The following is a 14,912-nucleotide window of genomic DNA, read 5'->3' as shown; positions in this document are numbered from 1 at the left end:
GCAGGAACGACCCAGATGCCGGGAGTGGAGCCTGCAAGAACGACCCAGATATCGGGAGGTGAGTCGGTGACCTGGAATCTGCACGCCGACGTCGTGATCGTCGGGTACGGCGCCGCCGGTGTTGCGGCCGCCCTCGAGGCCGCCGAAGCCGGTGCCGACGTCGTCGCCGTCGATCGGTATGCGGGCGGCGGTGCGAGCGCCATCTCGGGCGGGGTCGTCTACGCGGGTGGCGGCACCGCCGTGCAACGAGAGGCGGGCGTCGAGGATTCCGTCGACGACATGTACGCATACCTCGCCGAGGAGATCGGTGACGCGGTGACGCCGGAGACCCTTCGACGGTTCTGCGACGGAAGCGCCGCGACGATCGACTGGCTGTCGGCGCGCGGGGTGCCGTTCTCACCGACGCTGTGTCCGTACAAGACGTCCTATCCGAGCAATCGCCACTATCTGTACTACTCGGGCAGCGAAGCGGCGGGCCGATTTCGTGCCGTCGCGACGCCCGCGCCGCGTGGTCATCGCGCGAGGGGCAAGGGGACGTCGGGCAAGATGTTGTTCGGCCCGCTTGCGCGCACTGCGAAAGATGCGGGCGTGCAGTTACTTCCACAGACTCGCGTGTGTGATCTCCTCGTCGAGGACGGTCGAGTTCGCGGTGTCGAGTGCCGCACGCTGATCGACGCGCCGGAGCGCATCCGGCGGGTGCATCGAGTCCTCGGGGCACTGTCCGCGAAGCCTGGAATCTACGTGCCCCAGTTTCGTTACCTGCTCGAGAGGCGTCTGGCGCACATCGAGAAGAAGTACAGCGAGACCGTCCGCATCGAGGCGCGCCGCGGCGTCGTACTCAGTGCGGGCGGGTTCGTCGCCGATCGCGTGATGATGAAAGAGCACGCGCCGGATTACACCGGCGGTCTCGCTCTCGGGACCGCGGGCGACGACGGCAGCGGTATCGCACTGGGGGCCGAGATCGGTGCTGCCACTGCGAAATTGGGCAATGTCTCGGCGTGGCGGTTCATCGTGCCACCCGATCCGTTCCTCGGTTCGTTGCTGATCGACGGCGCAGGTCGACGCATGGTCGACGAGTCACGGTACGGCGCGGCGCTCGGGCATGCGATCGTCACGACGGGGCGCGGGCGCGGGTGGGTGCTCGTCGACGCGGACCTGGCGAAGGACGCCGCGAAGCGGCTGCCACGGCAGGCGATGTGGTTCCAGCGAGTCCAGAACGCGGGATTGCGCAGCACTGCAGTGCGCGGTCGCACCGTCGAGCAGGTCGCACGAGCAGCGGGCATCGACCCACGGGGCCTGCGTGAGACGGTCGACCGACACAATGCGGCGATCGCGTCGGGAAGCCCTGACCCGTTCGGTAAGCACGACGATTTTCGACGGCCCATCGCGTCACCGCCGTTCACGGTGTACGACGCGGGCATCCCGGCGGGTAGAGCTCTGAGCAGAATGATGAATCCGTGTCCGATGATCACGCTCGGCGGTCTCGTCGTCGACGAGGACACAGGCGAAGTGAAAGACGACGCGGGTGAGGCGATCAGAGGCCTCTACGCCGCGGGCCGCACGGCCGTCGGGCTGTGTTCGAACTCGTACGTGAGCGGACTGTCGCTCGCGGACTGCATCTTCTCCGGTCGGCGGGCCGGAATCAACGTGGCGATGGGGGAGCGGCATGCTGTCGACGCAGACGCGCACTGAACTCGCGGCCAGATTGGCTGCCGCCGAGACGAATCGGACACCGATCGGTCCGATCGCGCGCGACGAGCCGGACATCGACGTCGTCGACGCATACGAGATCCAACTGATCAACATTCGACGACGCGTCGACGACGGGGCTGCGGTGGTGGGGCACAAGGTCGGACTGTCGTCGCGTGCGATGCAGCAGATGATGGGCGTCGACGAGCCCGACTACGGCCACCTGCTCGCGGACATGGAAGTGTTCGAACACAGTCCGGTCGATTCCGCGCGGTACTGCTACCCCCGCGTCGAAGTGGAAGTGGCGTTCGTGCTGGGCGCCGACCTGCCGGGTGCGTCGTGCACCACGGACGACGTGCTGGAGGCGACCGAGTTCGTGGCTCCGTCGATGGAGCTGATCGACAGTCGGATCAAGGACTGGAAGATCGGGCTCTCCGACACGATTGCCGACAACGCGTCGTCCGCCGGGTTCGTGCTCGGCGAGCAGCGGGTGGCGCCGTCGGACATCGATCTGACCGCGATCGATGCGGTGCTGCTGCGCAACGACCTTCGCGTCGCGGAGGGGCGGAGCGACGCGGTGCTGGGCAATCCGGTGACCGCGGTGTCGTGGTTGGCCCGCAAGGTCGACGGGTTCGGTGTGCGGCTGAAGAAGGGCGACATCGTGCTGCCCGGATCGTGCACGCGGGCCGTCGATGTGCGGGCGGGCGATCGATTCCGCGCGAACTTCGCCGGGCTCGGCGCCGTCGTACTCGAATTCGATTGATCGGTAGGAGGTTTCGTCGTGCCCACAGCAACAGCGGCCATCGTCGGTTCGGGCAACATCGGTACGGACTTGCTGTACAAGCTGCAGCGTTCGGAATTCGTCGAACCGCGGTGGATGATCGGGATCGATCCGTCCAGTGAAGGAGTGAAACGCGCCGCCGACCTGGGTCTCGAGACCAGCTCCGACGGCATCGACTGGTTGTTGGCCCAGGACGAGAAGCCCGATCTGGTGTTCGAGGCGACGTCGGCGTACGTCCATCGCGATGCTGCGCCGCGCTACGCCGAGGCGGGCATCCGTGCGATCGATCTGACGCCGGCAGCCGTCGGGCCCGCGGTGGTGCCGCTGGTCAACCTGCACGAACATCTCGATGCACCCAACGTCAACATGATCACGTGCGGTGGGCAGGCGACAATCCCGATGGTGCATGCGGTGTCGCGGGTGGTGGACGTGCCGTATGCCGAGATCGTCGCGTCGGTGGCGTCGCTGTCCGCGGGGCCCGGGACACGGGCGAACATCGACGAGTTCACCAAGACCACGAGTCGAGGCATCGAACTGATCGGCGGGGCCGGGCGTGGGAAGGCGATCATCATCCTGAACCCAGCTGATCCGCCGATGATCATGCGGGACACGATCTTCTGCGCCATTCCGGGTGACGCGGACACCGACGCGATCGTCGCATCAATCCACCGGATGGCCGACGACATCGCCGAGTACGTGCCCGGGTACCGATTGCTCAACGAGCCGCAGTTCGACGACGCGTCGGACATCTCGGGTGGGTACGCGAAAGTGACGATCTTCGTCGAGGTCGAGGGTGCGGGCGACTTCCTGCCCCCGTACGCGGGCAACCTCGACATCATGACGGCGGCGGCGACGCGCGTCGGCGAGGAAGTGGCCAAGAACGTCGTGAAGGAGAAGATTTCGTGATCCGAGTGACCGACACGTCCCTGCGCGACGGGTCCCACCACAAGCGGCACATGTTCACGGCCGACGATGCGCGCGCCATCGTCTCGGCACTCGACGGCGCGGGCGTTCCCGTCATCGAGGTGACGCACGGCGACGGGCTCGGCGGGTCGTCGTTCAACTACGGTTTTTCGAAAACACCCGAGCAGGAACTTATTTCGGTCGCCGCGGCCACGGCCGAGAACGCCAAGATCGCGTTCCTCATGCTGCCGGGCCTGGGCGTCAAGGACGACATCGTCGCCGCCCAGGGTAACGGTGCGTCGATCTGCCGCGTCGCAACGCATTGCACGGAGGCCGACGTCGCCGTCCAGCACTTCGGTCTCGCGCGTGACCGCGGACTCGAGACCGTCGGATTTCTGATGATGGCGCACTCGCAGCCACCCGAAGTGCTGGCGAAGCAGGCGCGCATCATGGCCGACGCGGGCTGCCAATGCGTCTACGTCGTCGATTCGGCGGGGGCTCTCGTGCTCGAGCAGGTGACCGATCGTGTCGCCGCGCTGGTCGCGGAGTTGGGTGACGACGCTCAGGTCGGCTTCCACGGGCACGAGAATCTCGATCTGGCAGTGGCCAATTCGATCTGTGCGGTGCGGGCGGGGGCGCAGCAGATCGACGGCAGCGCCAGGAGGTTCGGTGCGGGAGCGGGTAATACGCCCGTCGAGGCGTTCGTCGGTGTGTGCGACAAACTCGGAATCGAGACGGGTATCGACTTCTTCGCGATCTGCGATGCGGCCGAGGACGTCGTGCGCCCGGTGATGCCCGCGGAGTGCTTGCTCGACCGGCAGGCGCTGATGATGGGCTACGCCGGGGTCTACTCGAGCTTCCTACGCCACGCCGAACGTCAAGCCGAGAGGTACGGGGTGTCGACGGCCGAGCTGCTCGTGCGCGCCGGAGAGCGAAAGTTGGTCGGCGGGCAGGAAGATCAGCTGATCGACATCGCCCTGGAGTTGCGGGCGGCTGCGCCCCCCGTGAGTAGAAATGTATAGCGGGCTATACATTTCTACGCACAGGGGATGCGCCCCACCAGCACTGCAGCGTCGATCGACTCCTGCATTCGCGGGCACGAGTCCTGCGTCGCGGAGTCACCGGCTTCGCGAAACACCGGGCACGTCTCCGACGGCCTGGACGTCCACTGCACCGAGGTCTGCTTGGCACTGTTCTTGCGCACCAGAACACACGTCCCGCACGTCCGACATTCGACCGGTGCGAGCCTCGAGTCCAGGTAGTTCTCCTTGTCCCGAATTGTCTGCGCGTGAATTTCCTCGACGCGGCTGGGATCGTCGGCGAAATCAGGCGCTTTCGCCCAGAACATCTTCCCGGGTCGTTCCGCTCCTGCCCGCCGATCAGGCATTTGCCTTCTCCGCCGCCTGCCGCGCCAGGTTCTCCTCCACTTCGTGCTGCCAGGCCTCGTTGGCCTTGGTGGTGTCGACCTCGAATTCGAAACGCGCGGTCATCTTCTCGGTGATGTCCGCGACGTCGACGTAGAACTGGTCGTACCAACGCCGCAGCTGGTACACCGGCCCGTCCTCCTCGCAGAGCAGTGGGTTGTCGATCTTGGTCTTGTTCTTCCAGATCTCGACGTCCTGCAGAAAACCGACGCTGATTCCTTCGGTGAACTTCTCTGCCAGCTTGGTCGCGGTCGCGTCGTCGATCCCCTCCGGTTTCTTCACCGTGATTCCCCACTGCAGCACGAACGAGTTCTGGTCGATCGGGTAGTGGCAGTTGATCAGAACGCTGCTGACCTCGTATCCCCCGTAGATGTTGATCAGTGGATTGATCATGTACGACGGCCCGAAGTACGACGCCTCGGACTTCAGCAGCGTGTCACCCCCGTACTGCGACGCCATGCCGATGTCGGGACGCCCCTTGGTGTTCAGATACTGCGACGCGACGTGGCCCTCGAAGACGTTCTTGAAGTACGTCGGAAATGCGTAATGGATGTAGAAGAAGTGAGCCATGTCCACGACGTTGTCGATGATCTCGCGGCAGTTCGCGCCCTCGATGACCATCGAGTTCCACGTCCAGTCGGTCCAGTCGTCACTGTACGCGCCGTCGATACGCGGAATGGTCACGTCGTCGGGCGGCGGATTGCCCTCGGCGTCGTTCCAGACGAACAGTTGCCCGTTGCGCTCGAGCGTCGTCCAGGTTCGGGTTCTTGCGAGTGGCGGAACGCGTCGGGCGTAGGGAATCTCGGTGCACTTGCCGCTCGCTCCCCAGCGCCAATCGTGGAACGGGCAGGCGATTGCGTCGCCCTTGACCGTGCCCTGGGTGAGGTCGCCGCCCATGTGGCGGCAGTAGCCGTCGAGCACCACGATCTTTCCCGACGAGTCCGCGAACACCACGAGTTTGGTCCCGAAGGCATGAATCGCGTGTGGTGTGCCGTCGGCGAAGGTCTTCGTCAGGCCGAGGCAGTGCCAGCCGCGGGCATACCGGGTGGGGGTCTCGCCGACGTCGATCTCACGGATTCGGGCCATGTGCGTGCCTTCCTTCTGCTCGTCCCACTCAGTAGAACACGTTATAGAATAGGGCAACAACTCGCTAGTGAGAGCGGTGGAACCAGTTCTCGACAGTCGGCAGTAACGTGTTCTAGTCTGACTTCGGAATCCACGGAAGGCGGCTCAGGTGACTCACGAGGTTTTCGACAGGCTCGACGCGCTACTGCCCACGCTGCGCGAGCGTGCGCAGGACACCGAGGATCTACGACGGCTCCCCGACGACACGGTCAAGTCGCTCCAGGAAGTGGGATTCTTCCGGTTGCTGCAGCCGTCGCAGTGGGGTGGATACGAGGAGGATCCGGTTCTCTTCTATTCGGCGGTGAAGAAGATCGCGAGTGCGTGCGGCTCGACCGGCTGGGTCAGCTCGATCATCGGTGTGCACAACTGGCACCTCGCGCTGTTCCCCCAGCAGGCGCAGGAGGACGTCTGGGGTCAGGACACCGACGTCCGAATCTCGTCGTCGTACGCGCCGATGGGTGCGGGCACCGTCATCGACGGCGGATACCGGTTGTCGGGGGCATGGCAGTGGTCGTCCGGATGTGACCATGCGACGTGGGCGATGCTCGGCGGTCCCGTCATCAAGGACGGCCGCCCGGTCGACTTCGTGACGTTCCTCGTCCCGCGCGAGGACTACCGCATCGACGACGTCTGGAACGTCGTCGGCCTTCGCGGCACTGGCAGCAACACCGTCGTCGTCGAGGACAGGTTCGTGCCGTCTTATCGCGTATTGAGCTTCAAGAAGATGAACGAGGGTACTGCCGAGGGGCTCGAACGAAACACCGCGCCGGTCTACCGAATGCCCTGGGGCACCATTCATCCCACGACCATCTCGGCGCCGATCGTCGGCATGGCCGAGGGCGCGTACGCGGCGCACGTCGAGCATCAGGGCAAGCGGGTGCGTAAAGCGTTCGTCGGCGAGACCGGCAAGGACGACCCGTTCGCGAAAGTCCGCATCGCCGAGGCGAGTAGCGACATCGACGCCGCCTGGCGGCAGCTCTCGGGCAATGTGGCCGACGAGTACGCGCTACTGAAAGCAGGGAAGGAAGTTCCGATCGAACTGCGACTGCGTGCTCGACGCGATCAGGTCCGTGCGACGGGCAGGTCCGTTGCGTCGATCGACCTACTCTTCGAAAGCGCCGGCGCGACGGCATTGCAGAACTCCGCTCCGCTGCAACGCTTCTGGCGCGACGCGCATGCCGGACGCGTCCACGCGGCGAACGACCCGGAGCGGGCGTATCAGATGTTCGGTGGGGGAGAATTCGGACTTCCTTTGAAGGACACGATGGTATGACCGCGACCGTGCAGGAGATGACGTACGAGTCGACGTCGAAGTTCGCCCGGGTGCGGGACGATCTGACGTTGCACTACCACGAGGCAGGCGCCCACAACGATACGACGATCGTGCTGCTGCACGGCGGCGGACCGGGCGCGTCCGGGTGGTCGAACTTCGCGACGAACATTCCGGTTCTTGCCCAGCGGTTTCACGTGTTGTGCGTCGATCAGCCCGGGTTCGGCGAGTCCGACAAGCCGACCGAGCATCCGCAGTACTTCGTACACAGCAGCTCCGCGCTGAAGGATCTGCTCGACCATCTGGGCATCGACCGCGTGCATCTGCTCGGCAACTCTCTCGGGGGCGGCACCGCGGTGCGGTTCGCCCTCGACTTTCCGAGTCGCGCAGGCAGATTGGTGCTCATGGGTCCGGGAGGGTTGAGCATCAACCTGTTCGCGCCCGATCCGACCGAAGGGGTCAAGAATCTCGGGAACTTCGCCGCGCCACCGGGCCCGTCCAAGGAGAAGCTCGCGGCGTTCCTGAAGGTGATGGTGTACGACCAGTCGCTGATCACCGACGAGCTGCTCGACCGGCGCTACGCACAGGCGTCCACCCCGGAGTCGATCGCGGCGATGAAAGCAATGGGAAAGTCCTTCGCCGGAGCCGATTACGAGAAGGGAATGCTGTGGCGTGAGGCGTACAAGCTGCGCCAGCGCGTGCTGCTGATCTGGGGACGCGAAGACAGGGTCAACCCGATCGACGGTGCGTTGGTCGCACTCAAGACCATTCCGCGTGCTCAACTGCACGTGTTCGGCCGATGTGGTCACTGGGCGCAGGTCGAGGTGGCCGACGAGTTCAACCGTCTGACAACGGCGTTCCTGACGGAAGGGAGCTGAGTCATGGGAATCCGTTCGCTCGCGTACATGCGCGTCGAAGCCACCGACATGGCTGCCTGGCGTGAATACGGGCTGAAGGTGCTGGGGATGGTCGAGGGAAAAGGTGCGACACCCGGTGCGCTGTACCTACGGATGGACGACTTTCCGGCGCGACTGGTGATCGTGCCCGGCGAGAAGGATCGGCTGCTCGTGTCCGGGTGGGAGACTGCGAACGCCGCAGAGTTGCAAGAGATCCGAGATGCGCTCGACAACGCAGGGGTTCCGTACAAGGAGGGGACTGCCGAGCAACTGCAGGACCGGCGCGTCGACGAGCTGATCGTGTTCGAGGACCCGTCGGGCAACACGCTCGAGGCGTTTCACGGTGCGGCGCTCGAACACCGGCGAGTCGTCAGTCCGTACGGACATCGCTTCGTCACCGGAGAGCAGGGGCTAGGCCACGTCGTGCTGTCGACGGACGACGACGAGGCGTCCCTGCGCTTCTACCGCGACGTGCTGGGCTTCAAGCTGCGTGACTCGATGCGCCTTCCGCCGCAGATGATGGGTCGACCCGCCGACGGACCGCCTGCGTGGCTGCGCTTCTTCGGGTGCAACCCGCGTCACCACAGCCTGGCGTTCCTACCGATGCCCACGCCGAGCGGCATCGTGCATCTGATGATCGAGGTGGAGAACTCCGACGACGTCGGCCTCGCGCTCGACCGCGCGTTGCGGCGTAAGGTACCGATGTCGGCGACGCTCGGTCGGCACGTCAACGATCTGATGTTGTCGTTCTACATGAAGACGCCAGGCGGGTTCGACGTCGAATTCGGCTGCGAAGGAAGACAAGTCGAGGACGACAAATGGGTGGCACGTGAAAGCACGGCCGTCAGCCTGTGGGGACACGACTTCACGGTGGGGTCGAGACCATGACGATCGATCCTCGTGTCTTCAGAACCGTCCTCGGCCAGTTCTGCACGGGGATCACAGTCGTGACCACCATCGTCGACGACACGCCCGCTGGGTTCGCGTGCCAGTCGTTCGCCGCATTGTCGCTCGACCCTCCGCTCGTCCTGTTCTGCCCGGCGAAAGGGTCGAGGTCCTGGGCGGCGATCGAGCGCACAGGCACGTTCGCCGTCAACGTACTCGGTGAAGAGCAGCAGAAGACGTGCGCCCGGTTCGGATCACGAGAGGCGGACAAGTTCGCCGGAATCGACTGGCGCAGATCCGAGTTGGGTTCGCCGATTCTCGCGGGCTCGCTCGCGCACATCGACTGCACGGTCGACACCGTCCACGACGGAGGCGATCACGTCATCGTCGTCGGACGCGTGCACTCGCTCGGCGAGATCACCGGTGAGCGGCCTCTGCTGTTCTATCGGGGTCAGTACACCGGAATCGAACCGGACAAGACCGTCCCGGCCCCGTGGCGCGACGACCTGGAGGCATTCCTGACCTCGACGTCTGCGGATACGTGGTTGTAGTGCGCCTTCGGGTGGTGTAGCCGCCATAGCTTTGCCTAAGCTATCTTTACGAGGTGCTCATGAAGACCTCCCTGCGCGCCAGCGCTGCCATCGCCGTTCTCGCCCTCGCCGCGGCGGGATGCTCATCCGACGCCGACGCCGAAGCCGAGTCGGCCAGCTCCGAATCATGGTCGTACACGACCGGGTTCGGAAACACCGTCACGACCGACGGCCGGCCGGACAGCATCATCGTCGACGCGTACAGCGCAGCCGCGCTGTGGGACTACGGCGTCCGGCCCGCAGGGGTCTTCGGATTCGGTATCACCGACGGGTCCGGCCTCGGGAACGCACAGGCCGACGAGATGACGCTCATCGGGACCGACTCTGTCTTCGACACCGAAGCGGCTGCCACCCTCGATCCCGACGTGATCATCGGGTACTCGAAGGCTGCCGCGCCCGAGTCCTGGACGTGGTGGGAAGCGTCGCAGGCCGAGCAGATCACCGCGGTCGCACCGTTCGTCGGTGTGAACACCAGCGTGTCCGTCGACGAGACGCTGAACCAGTACCGGTCCATCGCGCAGTCGTTGGGCGCCGACGTCGACTCCGACGAGATCGCCTCGGACCGCGAGGCTTTCGAAGCCGCCAAGCAGCGGGTACGGGACGCGGCCGCGTCGAAACCCGGTTTGACCGTGATGCCGCTGAACGTCTCGGACGCGGGTGTGTACATCGGAACGCAGAACCTCGTAGTCTTGAAGCTGCTGAACGAGCTCGGTGTGTCTCTCGCCGGCCCGGGCGGCGAGACGCCGTGGGCAACGGTCAGCTGGGAGAACGTGCCGCAGTACGCGGCGGACATCATGCTCGAGTATCCGGCGGGCAAGGAAGTCCTCGCGCAGTCGGCCATCTACGGTTCGCTCCCGGCCGTTGCCGCCGGGCAGGTCCTGGACTGGGACGACAAGCGCCCCAATACCTACGCCGAATACGCCGACTGGCTCGGTCAGCTCGCCGACGCCATCGGCAGCGCCCAGAAGGTCACGTAGTGCGCCTTCGGTGCGTCAGCGCAGCTCGGTCTTGAGAACCTTGCCGCTTGCATTGCGCGGCAGGGAATCTCGGAACGTGACGACGCGCGGCGCCTTGAAGTTCGCCATCTTCTCGCGGCAGTACGCGATGACGTCGTCGGCGGTGAGCGTCGCCCCCTGCGTCCGGACGACGAACGCGTGGCCGACCTCGCCGAGACGGTCGTCGGGAATTCCGACGACCGCGGACTCCGCGACACCCGGCAGCCGGGCGAGCGACTGTTCGACCTCGGCCGGATAGACGTTGAAGCCGCCGGCGATGTACATGTCCTTCAGGCGGTCGGTGATCGTGAGATAGCCACGCTCGTCGAGGGTTCCGATGTCCCCGGTGTGCAGCCACCCGTCTTCGTCGATCGCCTGTGCCGTCGCGGAGGCGTCGTCGAGATATCCGAGCATGACGTTGGGGCCGCGCAGCAGGATCTCCCCGGACGGCGCGATCGCGACGTCCATGTCCGCGACGCGACGGCCGGATGTTCTCGCGACGGTCTCCGCGTCGTCGCCCGGGCGGCACATCGTGGCGACGACGGCCTCGGTGAGTCCGTACGCGGTCAGAACGACGTCCAGTTTCAGGTCGTTCTGCATGCGTTCGACGAGCGCGACCGGCACGACGGCGGCACCGGTGACGGCGACTCGCAGCGTCGACAGATCGTGTTGCGCGCGAGACGGATGGTCGAGGATCGTCGAGAAGATGGTGGGCGCGCCGGGCAGGACGGTGATGCGCTCACGTTCCACGGTGTGCATCGCGGCCTCGGCGTCGTACACCGACTGCGGCACGACGCACGCTCCGGTCAGCAGCGCGGCGATGATTCCTGCTTTGTACCCGAAGCTGTGGAAGAACGGATTGACGACCAGGTAACGGTCGTCGGAGTCGAGCGTCGCGCACTCGGCCCACGCGCGCGCGACGCCGACGAGCTGTCGATGCGCGCTGAGGACGCCTTTGCTTCTGCCCGTCGTGCCCGAGGTGAACAGGATGTCGGACACGGTGTCGGGGGTGACGCCGTCGGCCCGCTGTTCGACGGCCTCCTCGGTGGCGGCAGCGCCGAGGAACGGCAGGTCGCCCCACGGAATGGCCGTGTCGTTCTGTGGCACCTCGCCGCCGAGTCGAACGACGGTCAGCAGCGACACGGGAAGTCCGACGGCCTTCAGTTCGGCGAACCGGTCGACACCGAGGAATTCACCGGCCACGAACAGTGCGACGGCTCGGCTGCGGGTCAGGATGTCGTGGGCTTCCGCGGCCTTGTAGCGGGTGTTGATCGGTACGAGAACAGCTCCCGCGTAGTGCACCGCGAGCGCCGACGCGACCCAGTGGTGGGTGTTGGGCGCCCAGATGGCGACGCGGTCACCTGCGCCGACGTTGCGTGCGACGAGCGCGCGCGCGACGATCGCGACCTGTTGATGCAGGTCGCCGAAGCTCCACCGAACGCCGTCGCCCGCGACCGCGTCGAGATCGGCGAATTTCTCGGCAGCGCGACGTAGTGCGGCCGGGCTCGTGGTCGGTTCGGTGTCGTCCATGACGTCTGTCTCCACTAGATTCCCCCGGTGCTTGCGACAAGCAAGTGCTTGGTGAATGTTACCGGCGTGGTACGGGTCGTAGGGCGCGATCGCGGCGAACTTGTCGGTGGCCTGTGCGAACATATGTTCGTGTCCGACGCCGACGAACCGCAGCAGGCCAGCATCATGCATGCCGACCTCGATTCGTTCTACGCGTCCGTCGAGCAGCGCGATGATCCTCGGTTGCGCGGGAAGCCAGTGCTCGTCGGTGGTGGAGTCGTGCTCGCGGCCAGCTACGAGGCCAAGGCCTTCGGTGTGCGGACGCCGATGAGCGGGGGACAGGCTCGTGCCCTCTGCCCGCATGCCATCGTCGTTCCCCCTCGGATGGACGCGTATCTCGAAGCCAGTCGGGCGGTCTTCGACATCTTCCGCAACACCACGCCGCTGGTCGAAGGCATTTCGGTCGACGAGGCATTCCTCGAGGTCGGCGGCCTGGGCAAGATCGCGGGTGCTCCGGTCCAGATCGCCGAACGCCTGCGCAGGGACGTGCGCGAGCAGGTCGGTCTCCCTATCACCGTCGGTATCGCGTGCACCAAGTTCCTGGCCAAGGTCGCCAGCGCGGTCGGTAAGCCGGACGGCCTACTGCTCGTCGAGCCCGGTCGGGAGCTCGAGTTCCTGCATCCGCTGAAGATCGAGCGGCTGTGGGGCGTCGGCAAGGTCACCGCCGAGAAACTGCACGCGTTCGACATCAGGACGGTCGGCGACATGGCCGCGCACAGTGAGGCGTCGATCGTGTCGATTCTGGGCAAGGGCACAGGCCGTCACCTGTACGCGCTCGCCAATAATCGTGATGCGCGGCAGGTGACGACGTATCGCGGGCGCAGTTCCATCGGCGCGCAGCACGCGTTGGGGCGCGGCCCGACGTCACCGCAGGACGTCGAGGCGGCGCTGATCGCCTTGATCGACCGGGTCACCGGGCGCATGAGGGCGGCCGACCGCACCGGGCGCACCGTCGTGCTACGCCTCCGGTTCGCCGATTTCACGCGTGTCACCCGATCGCACACGCTGCGGCGCGCCACCGCCGACACCCGCGACATCGAGGATGCCGCGTTGACGCTGCTGCGTGACGCGCGGTCACTCATCGCCGACCGGGGCATCACGCTCGTCGGCGTCACCGTCTCCAACATCGAACGCAGCGGCGCCGAGCAACTCGAGCTTCAGTTCGACGCACCGCAGGACGGGCCGAGCGCGTCGGCACTCGATGTCGCGCTCGACGGTGTGCACGACAAATTCGGGAAGACGGCGCTGACGAGAGGAGTGCTGCTGGGGCGAAACACCGGGATGTCCGTTCCGCTACTTCCGGATTGAGATGCCCAGTTCGAAGTTCTTCGGCATGAGGGTCAGTCGTTCCTCGATGACGAGGCGGTAGTTCGGATCGGCATGTATATCGAAGTTCCGCAGGATGGTTCCGAGCACGAGCACTGCTTCGTGGATCGCGAATTGCCTTCCGATGCATGCTCGTTCACCGGTGCCGAACGGTTTGTAGACGTGGCCGGGCCGCGAACGCACACGGTCGGACCGGAAGCGATCGGGGTCGAACGCGTCGGGATTCGGTCCCCACACCGGATCGCGATGCAGTCCGGGAATCAGAACGAGAACCCAGTCGCCCTTCTTCATCGGATACATTCCGCCGACGACGGTGTCCTGACGCGCTTCTCGCGCGAACGCGGGAGCCGTCGGCCACAGGCGCAATGTCTCGTCGAGTATCCGCCGCACGAGGCGCAGCTTCGGTACCTGCGCGAACGTGGGGGCGTCGCTACCTGACGCGCTGCGGCCCCAGACCTCATCGACCTCGGCGCGGGCGGCCGCGAAGATCTCGGGGTGACGGGACAGGTAGTAGAGCGCGAAAGACAGTGCACCGGAGGTGGTTTCGTGGCCGGCGATCAGGAACGTGAGAATCTGCTGGCGGATGTTCACTTCGCTCAGCGCGTTGGGGTTGTCCGCGTCGCGGGCGGCGTCGAGCATGATGTCGAGCAAATCGTGAGCAGGAGTGGAGCCTGCGGAACGACCGGGGTGCTGCCCGCGTGAACCGCTGCCGTCCCGCCGCGTCCTGATGATGTCGTCGAGCAGGTCGGCCATGTACTGCTTGTCGGCCTCGTTCTGCCGGTCGCGTCGTCGGAACCACAGATCGCTGACGACCGGCAGTTTCAATATTTCGCGGCGCTGATTGTGGGTGAGGGTACGCACCATCGCGTCGACGAACGGGTGTCGCTCGTCGCGCGTGAACGAGTCGAACGTGTAGCTGAATCCGGTACGGCCGATGGTGTCGAGCGTCAGCTTCGTCATGTCGGACGACACGTCGACGGTGCTGTGCTCGCGCCAGCGCTGCGTCAGATCGGACGCGACGTCGACCATGATGTCGTGGTAACTCCGCATCGCACTCTGCGCGAAGGCCGGACGCAGCAGGTCGTGTGCCTTCCGCCAGTTGGGCTCGTGTGAGTACGCCGTGAACAGCGCGTCGCCGCCGATCGAACGCAGGCCCTCGACTGCGGGTGCGACGTGTTTGACGAACCGACTCTCGTCGCACAGGTCCTCTACGAGGTCGGAGCCGGTCACGATGACGAACCGTTGCCCGAGGACGACGCGTTCGAAGATCGGTCCGAGCGAACGTGAGAGGGCAATCGAATCCTGGACGGGTGTGGACGCGTGCACACCGAGAACGTCGCCGAGGACCGGCACTCGCTTCGGAGGATGGGGCAGCGACGGTGCACGAACAGCGACGTCGGTGGTCATGGGCAGTACCTTTCGCTCCTATTGAACTCGGATACAACAACGAACGTACTCG

14 protein-coding genes are annotated in these 14,912 nt (G+C 65.5%); 10 read left to right on the top strand and 4 right to left on the bottom strand.

The window, feature by feature from the left end; translation table 11 throughout:
* The first annotated feature begins 66 nt into the window (after window positions 1-66).
* Genes RhoFasB10_RS11100 through dmpG form a run of 4 tightly spaced genes read left to right on the top strand, consistent with a single transcriptional unit; the run spans window position 67 to window position 4,395 of the window.
* Window positions 67-1,692, top strand: coding sequence for an FAD-binding protein (locus tag RhoFasB10_RS11100; protein WP_254303442.1), 1,626 nt, complete (start codon window positions 67-69; stop codon window positions 1,690-1,692).
* Complete coding sequence (locus tag RhoFasB10_RS11095) at window positions 1,667-2,452, top strand: 2-keto-4-pentenoate hydratase (RefSeq protein ID WP_068423054.1); 786 nt, start codon at window positions 1,667-1,669, stop codon at window positions 2,450-2,452. Before RhoFasB10_RS11100 ends, RhoFasB10_RS11095 begins: the two co-directional genes overlap by 26 nt.
* A gap of 18 nt (window positions 2,453-2,470) precedes the next feature.
* Window positions 2,471-3,376: an acetaldehyde dehydrogenase (acetylating) gene (locus RhoFasB10_RS11090; RefSeq protein ID WP_068423051.1), complete on the top strand. Its 906-nt coding sequence runs from the start codon at window positions 2,471-2,473 to the stop codon at window positions 3,374-3,376.
* Window positions 3,373-4,395: a 4-hydroxy-2-oxovalerate aldolase gene (gene dmpG / locus RhoFasB10_RS11085; protein ID WP_167676411.1), complete on the top strand. Its 1,023-nt coding sequence runs from the start codon at window positions 3,373-3,375 to the stop codon at window positions 4,393-4,395. Before RhoFasB10_RS11090 ends, dmpG begins: the two co-directional genes overlap by 4 nt.
* Window positions 4,396-4,409: 14 nt before the next feature.
* On the opposite strand, the gene RhoFasB10_RS11080 is transcribed toward dmpG, so the two are convergent.
* Window positions 4,410-4,760 (bottom strand): hypothetical protein, encoded by a 351-nt coding sequence (locus RhoFasB10_RS11080; RefSeq protein WP_240931030.1) that lies wholly within the window; start codon window positions 4,758-4,760, stop codon window positions 4,410-4,412.
* Window positions 4,753-5,883 (bottom strand): Rieske 2Fe-2S domain-containing protein, encoded by a 1,131-nt coding sequence (locus RhoFasB10_RS11075; RefSeq protein ID WP_068423043.1) that lies wholly within the window; start codon window positions 5,881-5,883, stop codon window positions 4,753-4,755. The genes RhoFasB10_RS11080 and RhoFasB10_RS11075 overlap by 8 nt, the downstream gene beginning before the upstream one ends.
* 148 nt (window positions 5,884-6,031) lie before the next feature.
* Between RhoFasB10_RS11075 and hsaA the strand changes: the two genes are divergently transcribed.
* From hsaA to RhoFasB10_RS11050, 5 genes are read left to right on the top strand one after another with little or no spacing between them, the layout of a single operon-like run.
* Entirely contained in the window at window positions 6,032-7,195 is a 1,164-nt protein-coding gene (gene hsaA / locus RhoFasB10_RS11070; RefSeq protein ID WP_167676409.1) for a 3-hydroxy-9,10-secoandrosta-1,3,5(10)-triene-9,17-dione monooxygenase oxygenase subunit, read from the top strand.
* On the top strand, window positions 7,192-8,070 hold the full coding sequence (hsaD, locus tag RhoFasB10_RS11065; RefSeq protein WP_068423036.1) for a 4,5:9,10-diseco-3-hydroxy-5,9,17-trioxoandrosta-1(10),2-diene-4-oate hydrolase: 879 nt from the start codon (window positions 7,192-7,194) through the stop codon (window positions 8,068-8,070). Before hsaA ends, hsaD begins: the two co-directional genes overlap by 4 nt.
* A 3-nt stretch (window positions 8,071-8,073) precedes the next feature.
* Window positions 8,074-8,976: an iron-dependent extradiol dioxygenase HsaC gene (hsaC, locus tag RhoFasB10_RS11060; RefSeq protein ID WP_068423030.1), complete on the top strand. Its 903-nt coding sequence runs from the start codon at window positions 8,074-8,076 to the stop codon at window positions 8,974-8,976.
* Window positions 8,973-9,524, top strand: coding sequence for a 3-hydroxy-9,10-secoandrosta-1,3,5(10)-triene-9,17-dione monooxygenase reductase subunit (gene hsaB, locus RhoFasB10_RS11055; RefSeq protein ID WP_068423028.1), 552 nt, complete (start codon window positions 8,973-8,975; stop codon window positions 9,522-9,524). The genes hsaC and hsaB overlap by 4 nt, the downstream gene beginning before the upstream one ends.
* A gap of 59 nt (window positions 9,525-9,583) precedes the next feature.
* On the top strand, window positions 9,584-10,540 hold the full coding sequence (locus RhoFasB10_RS11050; protein ID WP_206030780.1) for an ABC transporter substrate-binding protein: 957 nt from the start codon (window positions 9,584-9,586) through the stop codon (window positions 10,538-10,540).
* Window positions 10,541-10,555: 15 nt separating this feature from the next.
* On the opposite strand, the gene RhoFasB10_RS11045 is transcribed toward RhoFasB10_RS11050, so the two are convergent.
* Window positions 10,556-12,088, bottom strand: a complete 1,533-nt coding sequence (locus tag RhoFasB10_RS11045) for a FadD3 family acyl-CoA ligase (RefSeq protein WP_167676407.1) — start codon at window positions 12,086-12,088, stop codon at window positions 10,556-10,558.
* 123 nt (window positions 12,089-12,211) lie between these two features.
* Here RhoFasB10_RS11045 and dinB point away from each other — a divergent pair, with 123 nt between their 5' ends.
* Window positions 12,212-13,435, top strand: coding sequence for a DNA polymerase IV (dinB, locus tag RhoFasB10_RS11040; RefSeq protein ID WP_167676439.1), 1,224 nt, complete (start codon window positions 12,212-12,214; stop codon window positions 13,433-13,435).
* Here dinB and RhoFasB10_RS11035 read toward each other — a convergent pair.
* Window positions 13,421-14,860 (bottom strand): cytochrome P450, encoded by a 1,440-nt coding sequence (locus tag RhoFasB10_RS11035; RefSeq protein ID WP_167676405.1) that lies wholly within the window; start codon window positions 14,858-14,860, stop codon window positions 13,421-13,423. The genes dinB and RhoFasB10_RS11035 overlap by 15 nt on opposite strands.
* Window positions 14,861-14,912 lie beyond the last annotated feature (52 nt).

This window comes from Rhodococcus sp. B10 (assembly GCF_011770055.1).
Lineage (GTDB): Bacteria > Actinomycetota > Actinomycetes > Mycobacteriales > Mycobacteriaceae > Rhodococcoides > Rhodococcoides kyotonensis_B.
Note: the sequence above shows the minus strand (reverse complement) of the source record. Positions and strands in the feature narration are given on the sequence as shown.

Coding starts and splice junctions, on each gene's coding strand:
- RhoFasB10_RS11095 (WP_068423054.1), top strand. CDS start 1,667: ATGCTGTCGACGCAGACGCGCACTGAACTCGCGGCCAGATTGGCTGCC.
- RhoFasB10_RS11080 (WP_240931030.1), bottom strand. CDS start 4,760: ATGCCTGATCGGCGGGCAGGAGCGGAACGACCCGGGAAGATGTTCTGG.
- RhoFasB10_RS11075 (WP_068423043.1), bottom strand. CDS start 5,883: ATGGCCCGAATCCGTGAGATCGACGTCGGCGAGACCCCCACCCGGTAT.
- hsaD (WP_068423036.1), top strand. CDS start 7,192: ATGACCGCGACCGTGCAGGAGATGACGTACGAGTCGACGTCGAAGTTC.
- hsaC (WP_068423030.1), top strand. CDS start 8,074: ATGGGAATCCGTTCGCTCGCGTACATGCGCGTCGAAGCCACCGACATG.
- hsaB (WP_068423028.1), top strand. CDS start 8,973: ATGACGATCGATCCTCGTGTCTTCAGAACCGTCCTCGGCCAGTTCTGC.
- RhoFasB10_RS11050 (WP_206030780.1), top strand. CDS start 9,584: ATGAAGACCTCCCTGCGCGCCAGCGCTGCCATCGCCGTTCTCGCCCTC.
- RhoFasB10_RS11045 (WP_167676407.1), bottom strand. CDS start 12,088: ATGGACGACACCGAACCGACCACGAGCCCGGCCGCACTACGTCGCGCT.
- dinB (WP_167676439.1), top strand. CDS start 12,212: ATGTTCGTGTCCGACGCCGACGAACCGCAGCAGGCCAGCATCATGCAT.
- RhoFasB10_RS11035 (WP_167676405.1), bottom strand. CDS start 14,860: ATGACCACCGACGTCGCTGTTCGTGCACCGTCGCTGCCCCATCCTCCG.